Annotated in this window: 12 protein-coding genes; 10 read left to right on the forward strand and 2 right to left on the reverse strand. The window is 59.5% G+C overall.

Features of this window, described 5'->3' with window-relative positions; genetic code table 11:
- Positions 1–149: 149 nt before the first annotated feature.
- Positions 150–1028 carry a helix-turn-helix domain-containing protein gene (locus tag Q7C20_RS22390; protein ID WP_375070298.1) on the reverse strand — a complete coding sequence of 293 codons (879 nt, stop codon included), beginning with the start codon at positions 1026–1028 and terminating at the stop codon, positions 150–152.
- A 138-nt stretch (positions 1029–1166) separates the two neighbouring features.
- On the opposite strand from Q7C20_RS22390, the gene Q7C20_RS22395 reads away from it, so the two are divergent.
- Positions 1167–2069: a DMT family transporter gene (locus Q7C20_RS22395; protein ID WP_375070300.1), complete on the forward strand. Its 903-nt coding sequence runs from the start codon at positions 1167–1169 to the stop codon at positions 2067–2069.
- A 111-nt stretch (positions 2070–2180) separates the two neighbouring features.
- On the opposite strand, the gene norR is transcribed toward Q7C20_RS22395, so the two are convergent.
- Positions 2181–3728 (reverse strand): nitric oxide reductase transcriptional regulator NorR, encoded by a 1548-nt coding sequence (gene norR, locus Q7C20_RS22400; RefSeq protein WP_375070302.1) that lies wholly within the window; start codon positions 3726–3728, stop codon positions 2181–2183.
- A gap of 148 nt (positions 3729–3876) precedes the next feature.
- Here norR and hmpA point away from each other — a divergent pair, with 148 nt between their 5' ends.
- The 9 genes from hmpA to Q7C20_RS22445 all read left to right on the forward strand — a co-directional run bounded on the left by hmpA (position 3877) and on the right by Q7C20_RS22445 (position 13390).
- Entirely contained in the window at positions 3877–5058 is a 1182-nt protein-coding gene (gene hmpA / locus Q7C20_RS22405; RefSeq protein WP_375070304.1) for an NO-inducible flavohemoprotein, read from the forward strand.
- 209 nt (positions 5059–5267) lie between these two features.
- Positions 5268–5774, forward strand: coding sequence for a disulfide bond formation protein B (locus Q7C20_RS22410; protein ID WP_348056629.1), 507 nt, complete (start codon positions 5268–5270; stop codon positions 5772–5774).
- A 791-nt stretch (positions 5775–6565) separates the two neighbouring features.
- Positions 6566–7507, forward strand: coding sequence for a ubiquinol oxidase subunit II (gene cyoA / locus Q7C20_RS22415; protein WP_375070306.1), 942 nt, complete (start codon positions 6566–6568; stop codon positions 7505–7507).
- Between the two features lie 3 nt (positions 7508–7510).
- Positions 7511–9529, forward strand: coding sequence for a cytochrome o ubiquinol oxidase subunit I (cyoB, locus tag Q7C20_RS22420; RefSeq protein WP_375070308.1), 2019 nt, complete (start codon positions 7511–7513; stop codon positions 9527–9529).
- A 3-nt stretch (positions 9530–9532) separates the two neighbouring features.
- Positions 9533–10159 carry a cytochrome o ubiquinol oxidase subunit III gene (locus Q7C20_RS22425; protein ID WP_024077337.1) on the forward strand — a complete coding sequence of 209 codons (627 nt, stop codon included), beginning with the start codon at positions 9533–9535 and terminating at the stop codon, positions 10157–10159.
- Entirely contained in the window at positions 10159–10500 is a 342-nt protein-coding gene (gene cyoD, locus Q7C20_RS22430; RefSeq protein WP_078739038.1) for a cytochrome o ubiquinol oxidase subunit IV, read from the forward strand. Before Q7C20_RS22425 ends, cyoD begins: the two co-directional genes overlap by 1 nt.
- An 11-nt stretch (positions 10501–10511) precedes the next feature.
- Positions 10512–11399, forward strand: coding sequence for a heme o synthase (cyoE, locus tag Q7C20_RS22435; protein WP_375070310.1), 888 nt, complete (start codon positions 10512–10514; stop codon positions 11397–11399).
- Positions 11400–11502: 103 nt separating this feature from the next.
- Positions 11503–12201, forward strand: a complete 699-nt coding sequence (queC, locus tag Q7C20_RS22440; protein ID WP_375070312.1) for a 7-cyano-7-deazaguanine synthase QueC — start codon at positions 11503–11505, stop codon at positions 12199–12201.
- A 103-nt stretch (positions 12202–12304) separates the two neighbouring features.
- Positions 12305–13390, forward strand: coding sequence for a pyridoxal phosphate-dependent aminotransferase (locus tag Q7C20_RS22445; protein ID WP_375070314.1), 1086 nt, complete (start codon positions 12305–12307; stop codon positions 13388–13390).
- Positions 13391–13452: the final 62 nt, after the last annotated feature.

A 13452-nucleotide genomic window follows, 5' to 3' on the forward strand; every position in this document is an offset into this window, starting at 1 on the left:
GCTGCTTCGCACCCCTGTGGCGAGCGGGCTTGCCCCGCGTTGGGCTGCGAAGCGGCCCCAATGAGGATGAATGCCGTGTATCAGATACTCCGCAGCGCCTGGTTTTAGGGCTGCTTCGCACCCCAGCGCGAGCAAGCTCGCTCGCCACATCAGAGGGTGGAGAACGCCTGGCGGTATTCACCGGGTGTGGCGCCCATGGCTTGGCGGAAGCGGTGGGTGAAGTGGCTGGCGCTGGAGAAACCGCACTTCCAGGCGATTTCACCGAGGGGCAGGGCGCCGCTGCGCAGCAGGGTTTGCGCGCGGGCCAGGCGCCGTGCCAACAGGTATTGGTGAGGCGGCAAGCCGAAGCTTTGGCGGAACATCCGCGCGAAATGGTATTCCGACAGTGCACACAGGCCAGCCAATTGGCCGAGGCTGATCGGGTCTTCCAGGTGGTGATCGATGTAGTCCACCAACAGCCGTCGCTGGTGTGCCGCCAGCCCGCCTTTCAAGCGCAGGCCTTCGCGTGCGCCGACTTGGCTGAGCAGGGTGTGGCTGAGCATTTCATGGGCCAGGCTGCTGGTCAGCATGCGCTCGGCGGGCTCGTGCCAGTTGAGGGCGATCAACTGGTGAAAACGCCGCGCCTGGCTCGCGTCTTCAAGGAAGGTGCTTTCGCGCAGTTGCAATTCACGCGGTTCGCGGTCGAGCAGGGTGACGCAGCCAAGCGCAAATTGCTCCGGGCTGAAATACACGTGGGCCAAACGAATTTCGCCGTTGATCACCCAGGCTGACTGGTGCTCGGCGGGCAAGATGCACAGCTTGTCGGGGCCACCTTTGGTGCCAGGCCTGTCGCGCCGAAAGGTGCCAGTGCCGCCGCCGATGTAGCACGACAACGTGTGATGGCTGGGCGCCTGATACTCCTGGGCATCGTGGTGGTTGCTCCACAAGGCCGCAGACATGCCGTCACCGAGCTCGGCGCAGGCTTCGAGGCGTGCATTGGGCGAGCGGTTAAGGGCTTGAAAGACTTGCAGTGATTCCATAGCTGGCATGGCGTGTACTCTCCGACGCCTTGCATCCTACTCCGCGCCGTGTGCGCTGTGATCCCGCCGCGCGACAAAAGCGCAAGAATGTGCAAGAACGCCGACGGGGCGGCGGGGGAGACTGTGGCTCAACCGACGGAGCCCGCTATGAACCTTTTCCTGTATTTACTCACCGTGCTGATCTGGGGCACCACCTGGATCGCGCTGAAATGGCAGTTGGGCGTGGTGGCGATTCCCGTGTCGATCGTCTATCGCTTCGGCCTGGCGGCGCTGGTGCTGTTTGCGCTGTTGTTGCTCAGCCGCAAGTTGCAGGTGATGAACCGGCGCGGGCACTTGATCTGCCTGGCGCAGGGGTTGTGCCTGTTTTGCGTGAACTTCATGTGTTTCCTCACGGCCAGCCAATGGATTCCCAGCGGTTTGGTGGCGGTGGTGTTTTCCACGGCCACGCTGTGGAACGCGTTGAATGCGCGGGTGTTCTTCGGCCAGCGCGTGGCGCGTAACGTGTTGATGGGCGGCGCGCTGGGGTTGCTGGGGTTGGGCTTTTTGTTCTGGCCGGAGGTGGCGGGGCATACGGCCAGCCCGCAGACCTTGTTGGGGTTGGGGTTGGCGTTGCTCGGGACGATGTGTTTTTCGGCGGGCAATTTGCTCTCGAGCCTGCAGCAGAAGGCCGGTCTGCGGCCATTGACCACCAATGCGTGGGGCATGGCCTATGGGGCGGCGATGCTGGCTACCTACTGCATAGTGCGCGGGATTCCGTTTGAGATGGACTGGAGCGCACGGTATGTCGGGGCGCTGTGGTACCTAGTGATTCCGGGGTCGGTGATCGGCTTTACGGCGTATCTCACGCTGGTAGGGCGTATGGGGCCGGAGCGGGCGGCGTATTGCACGGTGTTGTTTCCGGTGGTGGCACTGAATGTGTCGGCTTATGCCGAGGGGTATCAGTGGACGGCACCGGCGTTGATGGGGTTGGTGCTGGTGATGCTGGGGAATGTGTTGGTGTTTCGTAAGCCTAAGCGTGTGAACCCTATCTTTAAGGCACAACAAATCTAAATGTGGGAGCGGGCTTGCTCGCGAAAGCGGTGGATCAGTCGATATCTTTGGTGTCTGACACACCGCATTCGCGAGCAAGCCCGCTCCCACATTTGCCTTGTGATGACCTTGCTATTTCATTCCAAGGCGTTTGGCCATGCGGCCGAGATTGGCGCGGTCCAGGCCGAGTTCGCGGGCGGCGCTGGCCCAGTTGTGCTGGTGGCGTTCAAGGCAGGCGCTGATGATCTGGCGTTGATAGTGTTCGGTGGCCTGGCGCAGGTCGCCCGTGATGGCCGGGACCGGCTCGGCCGGTGCCTCAAGCACCGGCGGCGCACTCACATCGGGCAGGTCCAGGTCCCTGGCACTCAGGCTCAAAATCTTCGGACGTTCGCGACAGTTACCCAAGGCTTTCAGCGCGCTGCGTCCGATCAAATGTTCCAGCTCTCGCACGTTGCCGGGCCAGTTGTAGGCCAGCAGCGCCGCTTGCGCGTCGCTTGTCAGGCGCAAGCTGCCCAGGCCCATGCGCGAGCGGTTCTGTTCTAGGAAAAACCCCGACAGCAGCAACACATCGCGACCGCGCTCGCGCAGCGCCGGCACTTGCAGCGGGTACACGCTCAGGCGGTGATAAAAGTCGGCGCGGTAGCGACCGCTGCGCACCTCTTCGGCGAGGTCGCGGTTAGTGGCGGCGATCAGGCGCACGTCCACCTGATGTTCCTTGTCCGAGCCCAGGCGTTGCAATTGGCCGCTTTGCAGCACGCGCAGCAGCTTGGCTTGCACGGTCAACGACAACTCGCCGACCTCATCCAGAAACAAGGTGCCGCCATTGGCCAGCTCGAACTTGCCCCGGCGCTCATTCACCGCGCCGGTAAAGGCGCCGCGCACATGGCCGAACAGCTCGCTTTCCACCAGGGTTTCCGGGAGGGCGGCGCAGTTGAGGCTGATCAGCGGTTTATCCGCGCGCGATGACGCCGCGTGAATGGCTTGGGCGACCAGCTCCTTGCCCACCCCGGTTTCCCCGGTAATCAGCACGGTCAGGTCACTGCCGCCCACTAGATTGATTTCCTCCACCAGGCGTTTGTGCGCCTTGCTCTGGCCGATCATTTCCTTGTGCTGCTGGCCGCTGGCCTGGCGGTAAATCTCGGCGCGCTGATGTTCGTCTTCTGCGCGCAACGCCAGGCGTTCGATGCGTTCAGCAACGTTGACCGTGGCCGCCGCAAGGCTGGCGAAGGCTTGCAGGACGGCCAGTTCGACGCGCTCGAAGCGTTCGGTGTCGAGCGCGTCAAGGGTCAGCAGGCCCCAGGGTTTGTCGTCGATAAACAGCGGGCAGCCCATGCAGTCGTGCACTTCCAGGTGGCCATGCAGGCCATCGACCAAGCCATCGTAAGGGTCGGGCAATTCGCTGTCGCTGTCGAAGCGGGTAGGGCCGCAGCCTTGCAGCAGCACCTCAAAGCGTGGGTGTTCGCTGACCTTGAAGCGCCGCCCAAGGGTGTCGGCGCTCAATCCGTCGACGGCCAGCGGCACCAGCCATTCCCCCTCCAGGCGCAACAATGCGGCGGCATCGCACGGCAGCAGGGCGCGCATGGCGTGCAACAAGCGGCGGTAACGCTCGCCTTCAGGCAGCTCGCGGGACAGGTCGGCGACCAGAGGCAGCAGGGTGGTGAGCAGCGATTGCGCAGTCATAATGACTCCTTGTAGTCCTTATGACTATAAAGTGCAGGGCGTCATATTGACTATATAATATTTAATCCATTGAAAAATAACGATTTATAAGTTGGCACGAATACTGAGTAACACAAGGTAATCAGTTAAATAGACTCAGGAGTCCGCCATGCTTAGTGCCCAAGACCGTGCCATCGTCAAATCCACTGTGCCGCTGCTGGAAAGCGGCGGTGAAGCACTGATCACCCATTTCTACCAGATGATGCTCTCCGAGTACCCGCAGGTGCGTCCGCTGTTCAATCAGGCGCACCAGGCCAGCGGCGACCAGCCCCGCGCGTTGGCCAACGGCGTGCTGATGTATGCGCGGCACATCGATCAGTTGGACCAACTGGGCGACCTGGTGGCGAAGATCATCAACAAGCACGTGGCCTTGCAGATCCTGCCGGAGCACTACCCGATTGTCGGCGCTTGCCTGCTGCGCGCCATCTCTGAAGTGCTGGGCGACGAGATCGCTACGCCCGAGGTGATGAGCGCCTGGGGCGCTGCGTATGGCCAATTGGCCGACATCCTGATCGGCGCCGAAACCGCCATCTACGACGAAAAAGCCCAGGCCCCGGGTGGCTGGCGCGGTGCGCGGTCGTTTGTGCTGGTCAAGCGGGTGCAAGAGAGCGACGAGATCATCTCCTTCTATTTTGCCCCGGTGGACAAGGGCCCGATCCTGGCCGCCGCGCCGGGCCAGTACATCGGCATGAAACTGCTGCTGGAGGGCGAAGAAGTGCGCCGCAACTATTCGCTGTCGGCCCTGAGCGATGCGGGCCTGTACCGCATCAGCGTCAAGCGCGAAGCCGGTGGGCGGGTGTCCAACTACCTGCATGACCAGATGCACGTCGGCGCGACCCTCGACCTGTTCCCGCCATCGGGTGAGTTCACGTTGGCCGCCAGCGATAAACCGCTGGTGCTGATCAGCGGCGGCGTGGGTATTACGCCAACCCTGCCGATGCTCGAAGCCGCGCTGGCGACACAGCGCCCGGTGCACTTTATCCACTGCGCGCGTAATGGCGGAGTGCATGCGTTCCGGGATTGGGTGGATGCGTTGGCGGCCAGGCACCCGCAGCTCAAACGCTTTTACTGCTACGCCGAAGATGACGGCGTGAGCCCTGCGGCAGACAAGGTCGGCCTGCTCAGCCAGGCGCAACTGGCCGAGTGGCTGCCCGAGCAACGTGACCTCGACGCCTACTTCCTTGGCCCTAAAGGCTTCATGGCTGCGATCAAGCGCCACCTCAAAGCCCTGGGCGTGCCGGACAAACAGGCACGCTATGAATTCTTCGGCCCGGCGGCCGCTTTGGAGTAACGCGGTCAAAATGTGGGAGGGGGCTTGCTCCCGATAGCGGTGGGTCAGTCAGCTTATCTGAAGCTGACCCACTGGCATCGGGAGCAAGCCCCCTCCCACATTTGTTTCTCTATTCCTCCAGATTAATCCCCCGTTAACCCCTCTCTGTTTTAACCACACTCTGTGTGTAAACTTGCGGCCATCAGGCACAACGACAAAGGGAAACGGGGATGAGTGACGAATTGCGGTTGGGCAGGGAACGGCGTTTTCTGGTGTTACTGGGCATTATCTGCCTGGCGCTGATCGGCGGCGCGCTGTACATGCAAGTGGTGTTGGGCGAGGCGCCTTGCCCGCTGTGCATCCTGCAACGCTACGCCCTGCTGCTGATCGCGATCTTCGCCTTCATCGGCGCCGCCATGCGCAAAAAAGGCGCGGTCACCCTGTTCGAGGGGCTGGTAGTGCTCAGCGCCCTGGGTGGCGTGGCTGCGGCGGGCCATCACGTGTATACCCAGTTCTTCCCCGAGGTCAGCTGCGGCATCGACGTGTTGCAGCCAATCGTCGACGACTTGCCACTGGCCAAGGTCTTCCCGCTGGGCTTCCAGGTCGATGGCTTCTGCAGCACGCCATACCCGCCAGTCCTCGGCCTGTCTCTGGCGCAATGGGCGCTGGTGGCGTTTGTGCTGACAGTGATCCTCGTGCCACTGGGCATTTACCGCAATCGCCAACGCAACGCCTGAGCCTTTTCACCGAAACGCCCCGTCCACCTTTAAGGCAGGCCGGGGCGTTTTTGGTTGTAGGGTTTTGTGAAAGGGCTGTGACGAGCGGCAACTTAAGGTGCGCGCAGTGTGCGACATGTTGTCACACGGAAGCTGTCACATGAGGTTTCTGACACGCCCGACGATCCCATAAAGTTGCGCCGTGCAGCCAAGTTGTGCTGTCAATTTGAGCTTTCAGCGCTGCCGCGAGCATCCCGCCTTCTTAGCCATGGACTGCTGTCCAAATGCCTTGTTTTCTGGGGGGTTGGATCAGTTTTTCATACCCTTACAAGGTGTAAGGGAAGTGGCGCTTTGCCCAATAGCACGGCATTTTTTGTGGTTTTTGTATCGAATCGAACACGATAAGATCCCTAATCTTTACAACATTGGTGAAGGATTGTTGCTGGAATCGATAAAAATTATTTCTTTATAAGACATGGTTTATAGATCGCCAGCTAACTACAATCGCCCGCACTGAATGACCAATGCTGTTCAATCTTTGAGCATTGGCGCGGTCGAGGGGCAGATGGATGGCTCTGTGCGACCCCAGGTTCCGGTAGCCTTTCAACTTTCCGCACCAAATGGAATTGGTCTGTAACAGGGCCTTTAGCCACGAAATCGAATAAGAACTCACCGCAGGTCCGTGAAACGTACAGATATGGCGTGACGGGCAGGCTCTTATTCAATCGAAGAGAAATGCCAACCCTTGGCAGGGTGAAGTGTTGGCGATCAAAACCCAACTGCATTGCGCAAGCTGCTTTAGAGGTCGTGAGATGAGTAAAAACAGGTACCCCCGATTACTAGGCTTTTTGCCGCTGCTCGGCATGATGTTAATGCTGGGAGGCTGCAAGTGGACCTTGCTCGACCCTAAAGGTCAGGTCGGTCTGGATCAACGAAACCTGATCATCACCGCTACCCTGCTGATGTTGTTGGTCGTGGTGCCTGTGATCATCATGACCTTCGCCTTCGCCTGGAAATACCGCGCGTCGAACACCAGCGCTACGTACGCGCCGAAGTGGTCGCACTCCACCAAGATCGAAATCGCGGTGTGGCTGGTTCCGATCCTCATCATCATCGCCCTGGGTTACATCACCTATAAGTCGACCCACGAGCTGGACCCGTATCGTCCGCTTGAGTCCAACGTCAAGCCGATCAACATCGAAGTGGTCGCGCTGGACTGGAAGTGGCTGTTCATCTACCCGGACCTGGGTATTGCCACGGTCAACGAAATCCGTTTCCCGGAAAACACTCCGCTTAACTTCCGGATCACCTCCGACGCCGTGATGAACTCGTTCTTCATCCCAGCTCTGGGCGGTCAGATCTACGCGATGGCAGGCATGCAAACTCGCCTGCACCTGATCGCCAACGAAAAAGCTGAAATGGAAGGCATCTCCGCTAACTACAGCGGCGCTGGCTTCACCGGCATGAAATTCAAAGCGATCTCGACGAGCCAGGAAGACTTCAACGCCTGGGTCGCCGGAGTCAAGGCCGCACCTAAACAGCTTGATCAAGCTGAATACGATGCCCTGACCAAACCAAGCCAGAACAACCCAGTCGCTCTGTACTCCGCGTATGAGCCGGACCTGTTTCAGAAAATCGTCGACAAGTACGAAGGTATGAAACCAGGCAAGCCGGTCAAGCACGAGAAGAAAGAAGTGGCCGCGGTTGAAGGTTCTGACACGGGCTCGCATTCAACTGCTGGGGCAGAGGAGTAAACGATGTTTGGTAAATTAAGTTGGGATGCGGTCCCGTTCCACGAGCCGATCGTAATGGTGACCATCGCCATGATCGCGCTGGGTGGTCTGGCACTGTTTGCTGCAATTACGTATTTCAAGAAATGGACCTACTTGTGGACCGAGTGGTTGACCTCTGTCGACCACAAGAAAATCGGTGTCATGTACGTCATCGTTGCCATGGTCATGCTGCTGCGTGGTTTTGCCGACGCCATCATGATGCGTACCCAGTTGGCCATGGCCACCGAGGGTTCGCCTGGCTACCTGCCGCCTGAACACTATGACCAGATCTTCACCGCTCACGGTGTGATCATGATCATCTTCATGGCGATGCCATTCTTCACCGGCCTGATGAACCTTGCCTTGCCGCTGCAGATCGGTGCGCGTGACGTTGCCTACCCGTTCCTGAACTCCCTGAGCTTCTGGCTGCTGGTGTCCGGCGTTGTACTGATCAACCTGTCCCTGGGCGTCGGTGAATTCGCCAAGACCGGTTGGGTTGCGTATCCGCCGTTGTCGGGTATCCAGTACAGCCCTGGCGTAGGTGTGGACTACTACATCTGGGCGCTACAGTTATCAGGGCTCGGGACGACACTGACGGGGGTCAACTTCCTGGCCACCGTCCTGAAAATGCGCGCCCCTGGCATGAAACTGATGGACATGCCGATCTTCACCTGGACCTGCACCTGGGCCAACGTCCTGATCGTGGCTTCGTTCCCGATCCTGGCCGCTACCATGGCGCTGCTGTCGCTTGACCGTTACCTGGATTTCCACATTTTCACCAATGAACTTGGTGGCAATCCAATGATGTACGTGAACCTGTTCTGGGCATGGGGTCACCCTGAGGTGTACATCCTGATCCTGCCAGCGTTCGGTATCTTCTCTGAAGTGATCTCGACCTTTACCGGCAAGCGCCTGTTCGGTCACCACTCGATGGTCTACGCCTCCGGCGCGATCTCCGTACTGGGCTTCATGGTTTGGCTGCACCACTTCTTCACCATGGGCTCGGGGGCCAGCGTCAACGCCTTCTTCGGGCTGGCGACGATGCTGATTTCCATCCCGACGGGGGTGAAGCTATTCAACTGGCTATTCACCATCTACCACGGCCGTTTGCGCATCACCAGCCAGGTTCTCTGGACCTTGGGCTTCATGGTGACCTTCGCCATCGGCGGCATGACCGGCGTACTGCTGGCCATCCCGGGTGCTGACTTTGTGCTGCACAACAGCCTGTTCGTGATCGCTCACTTCCACAACGTGATCATCGGCGGCGCGGTATTCGGTTACATCGCTGGTTTCAGCTTCTACTTCCCGAAAGCGTTCGGCTTCAAGCTGCACGAAGGCTGGGGCAAGGCTGCATTCTGGTTCTGGATCTCGGGCTTCTTCGTCGCATTCATGCCGCTCTATGCACTGGGCTTCATGGGTATGACTCGTCGTCTGAACGCCACCACCAACCCTGAGTGGGTGCCGTACCTGTACGTCGCCATGTTCGGTGCGTTGATGATCGCGGCCGGTATCGCCTGCCAGTTGATCCAGCTGTACGTGAGTATCCGTGACCGTAAGCAGAACGCTTGCGACTCCGGCGACCCATGGAATGGCCACACCCTGGAATGGTCGACTTCGTCGCCTCCGCCGTTCTACAACTTCGCTGTTATTCCTACCGCGAACACGATCGATGCCTTCACCGAAGCCAAGGAAGACGGTACTGCGTACCAGAAACCTACGCACTACGAGCCGATCCACATGCCGAACAACACCGCCACTGGCGTGGTGATGGGCGCGCTGTTGACCGTGTTCGGTTTCGCGATGATCTGGCACATCTGGTGGCTGGCAATCGTGGGCCTGGTTGGCACCATCGGTTACTTCATCATCCACGCTGCGCGTGATGATCAAGGCTACATGGTGCCGGTCGAGACGATCGAACGCATCGAAGCCGAGCAACACGCTCGCCTGGTAGCCGAGAAGAAGATCCCGGCCAACCGTGTAGAAACCTCGTTGGAACAGGCTTAAACCATGTCGAACTTAGTGACCAATGCTGGACACGCCCATGTCGATGATCATGGGCACGATGACCATCACCACGACTCGGGGCCGATGACCGTTTTCGGTTTCTGGCTCTACCTGATGACCGACTGCATTTTGTTTGCGTCGATCTTCGCGGTGTACGCGGTACTGGTAAACAACGTAGCGGGTGGCCCGTCGGGCCACGACATCTTCGAACTGCCTTACGTGCTCGGCGAAACCGCCTTGCTGTTGTTCAGTTCGATCACCTACGGCTTCGCCATGTTGGCCTTCTACAAGGGCAACAAGAAGGGCGTGCTGAGCTGGTTGGCACTGACCTTCCTGTTCGGCCTGGGCTTCATCGGCATGGAGATCAACGAGTTCCACCTGCTGATCTCCGAAGGCTACGGCCCGCACCGTTCCGGCTTCCTGTCTGCGTTCTTCACGCTGGTAGGCACCCACGGTCTGCACGTATCTGCCGGCCTGCTGTGGATGGCGGTGATGATGTATCAGGTCAATAAACACGGCCTGACCAACACCAACAAGACTCGCCTGAGCTGCCTGAGCCTGTTCTGGCACTTCCTGGACGTGGTCTGGATCTGCGTCTTCACCGTTGTTTACCTGATGGGGACTCTGTAATGGCTAATGCACACTCCCATGACCATGACAGCCATGATGCGAGCCACGGCAGCGTTAAGTCGTACGCCATCGGCTTCATCCTGTCGGTAATCCTGACGCTGATCCCGTTCGGTCTGGTGATGTACCCAACCCTGCCGAAGTCGATCACCATGATGATCGTTCTGGCATTCGCGGTGATTCAGGTGCTGGTCCACCTGGTGTACTTCCTGCACCTGGACCGTTCGAAGGCTCAACGCGATAACGTGATTGCGTTCGTGTTCGCAGGCCTCGTAATCCTGCTGCTGGTTGGCCTGTCGGTATGGATCATGTTCAGCATCCATACGTTCATGATGGCGAAGTGAGGTAAGACCCGATGTCGCTTAAGCACTTTATCCAAATCACCAAACCGGGGATCATTTTCGGTAACGTGCTTTCTGTGGCAGGCGGTTTCTTCCTGGCCTCCAAGGGACATGTCGATCTGGCCATTTTCCTGGCTGCAATGATCGGTACGTCCCTGGTGGTAGCTTCCGGTTGTGTCTTCAACAACTGCATCGACCGTGACATCGACATCAAGATGGAGCGCACCAAGAACCGCGTGCTGGTGCAGGGCCTTATCTCCCTGAAGCTGGCACTGCTGTTCGCGACCGTCCTGGGTATTGCCGGTGTGGTGCTGTTGTACAAGGTGGCTAATCCGCTGGCGGCGCTGTTTGCCGTGATCGGTTTTGTCATCTACGTGGGCCTCTACAGCATGTACCTCAAGCGCAAGTCGGTTCACGGCACGCTGGTGGGCAGTCTGTCGGGGGCGATGCCGCCGGTGATTGGTTATGTGGCTGTGACCAATAGCTTCGACATGGCCGCGCTGGTGCTGCTGGTGATGTTCAGCCTGTGGCAGATGCCGCATTCGTATGCCATCGCGATTTTCCGCTTCAATGACTACCTGGCTGCGTCGATTCCGGTATTGCCGGTTAAACGCGGTATCCAGGTTGCCAAGAAACACATCCTGCTCTACATCCTGGCCTTCCTCGTGGCGACCTTGATGTTGACCTTCAGTGGCTACGCCGGCATGAGCTACCTCGCCGTCGCGGCGGCCATGGGCATGTACTGGTTGTACATGGCCTGGACCGGCTACAAGGCGGTGGATGACACCGTTTGGGCGCGCAAGCTGTTCGTGTTCTCGATCTTCACCATCACCGCGCTCAGCGTGATGATGTCTCTGGATTTCCAGGCACCGAAAGAGCTGTTGCTGACCTACGCACACTGAAACAGTACCGACTGAAAAACCCCGCCTTCGAAAGAAGCGCGGGGTTTTTTATGGCCGGGCCTTTAAACTGTTCGCATATTTTGCAACTGCAGGAAGCAACGTAATGACCAAGAAAGCCGTGATGGTGTTCAGTGGCGGGCAGGACTCGACGACCTGTCTGATCCAGGCACTGGCGCAGTATGACGAAGTGCACTGCATCACCTTCGACTATGGCCAGCGCCACGTGGCCGAAGTAGAAGTGGCCCAGACGCTTGCCAAACAGCTGGGCGCCACCGTGCACAAAGTGATGGATGTGTCCTTGCTCAACGAGCTGGCCATCAGCAGTTTGACCCGCGACAACATCCCGGTCCCGACCGTGGACAGCTCGGGCGACAGCCTGCCAAGCACCTTCGTGCCGGGGCGCAACATCCTTTTCCTGACCCTGGCGTCGATCTACGCCTACCAGGTAAAGGCTGAAACCGTCATCACCGGCGTGTGCGAAACCGACTTCTCGGGCTACCCCGATTGCCGCGACGAATTCGTCAAAGCCCTGAACAAGGCGCTGCAACTGGGCATGGAATACCCCGTGCGTCTGGACACCCCGTTGATGTGGCTGAATAAGGCCGAGACCTGGGCACTGGCCGACTACCACAACAGCCTGGACCTGGTACGCCAGCAAACCCTGACGTGCTACAACGGCCTCATTGGCACGGGCTGCGGCAACTGTGACGCATGCAACCTGCGTGCACGCGGTTTGAATGATTACCTGCAGAACAAGACAGCTGTCATGCAGAGCCTGAAGGGCAAGTTGCAGTTGAGCTAGGCGTTGTTCTCCAGCGCTTGGCTAAATTAGCCGAGATTTTCTTCGTCATACTCCCCTGTAAGAGCCATGCGAGTTCACGACTCGCCAACAGGGAGTTGTCACCATGGTCAGCGTAACGCGTCGTTCTCTTCTTGCCTTTGGTGCAGCGCTGCCGGTACTGGGGCGCCTGGACTGGGCAGCTGCCAGCGAGCCGGCGGCGAAGTCTGACAAGGTGTTGCTCAACTACAACGAAAGCCCCTACGGCCCCTCAGGCGCCGCCCGTGAGGCAATGAGCCGGGGGATTACGACGTCCGGGCGCTATCCCTACCCGGACATGTACGCTTTGGCCGCCTTGTTTGCCGAGCAGCAAGGTATCGCAGAGGAACAGGTTGCGGTATTTGCCGGCTCCATGGCGGCGCTGCGCTACGCCGTACTGGCGTTCACCAGTGAAACGCGAGGCCTGGTGATGGCCACACCGTCCTACGAAGTACCGCGCCAGGCGGCCGAGTCGCGAAAGGCGCCGGTGCACGAGGTGAGACTGGATGCTGCGCACGCTCACGACATCCCGGCAATGCTTGCCGCCGACTCCCAGGCGGGCATGCTGTACCTGTGCAACCCCAACAACCCGACGGGCACCCTGACGCCAACCGAGGCGATCCGCCACGCGTTGGCGAACAAACCCCACGGCAGCGTGCTGGTGGTGGACGAGGCCTACATCGACTTCGCCGACGCGCCCAGCTGTGTGAGTTGGGTCAAGGACCACGACGACCTGCTGGTGCTGCGCACCTTTTCGAAAATCTACGGCATGGCCGGCGCGCGGCTGGGCCTGGCGATCGGCCACCCCGCATTGCTGGAGCGCTTGGCAGTGTTTGGTGGCGACAACGTACCGGCCGCCGCCACGTTGCTCGGCGCCCGGGCGAGCCTGGAAGACGTCAAGCTGTTGCCCCAGCGCAAGGCGCTCAATACGCAGTTGCGCGAAGAGACGGTGACGTGGCTCAAGTCCCGAGGGTTTACCTGCACGGAGTCGCACAGCAACTGCTTCATGATCGACGTGAAGCAACCCGCCGAGCAGGTCGTGGCGCGGCTGGCGGCGCAGAACGTGATGATTGGGCGGGTGTGGAAAAGCTGGCCGCAATGGGTGCGCGTGACAGTGGGAAACCCGCAGGAGATGGCCCGTTTTCGCGAGGCGTTTGCGGCAGGCCTTGGTTGATACAACGCCAAAAATGTGGGAGCTGGCTTGCCGGCGACACCGGGATGCCGTTGTGGCGAGCG

Origin of the sequence: Pseudomonas sp. AMR01 (assembly GCF_041946035.1) — a bacterium.
In the GTDB taxonomy this organism is placed as follows: domain Bacteria; phylum Pseudomonadota; class Gammaproteobacteria; order Pseudomonadales; family Pseudomonadaceae; genus Aquipseudomonas; species Aquipseudomonas antarctica_B.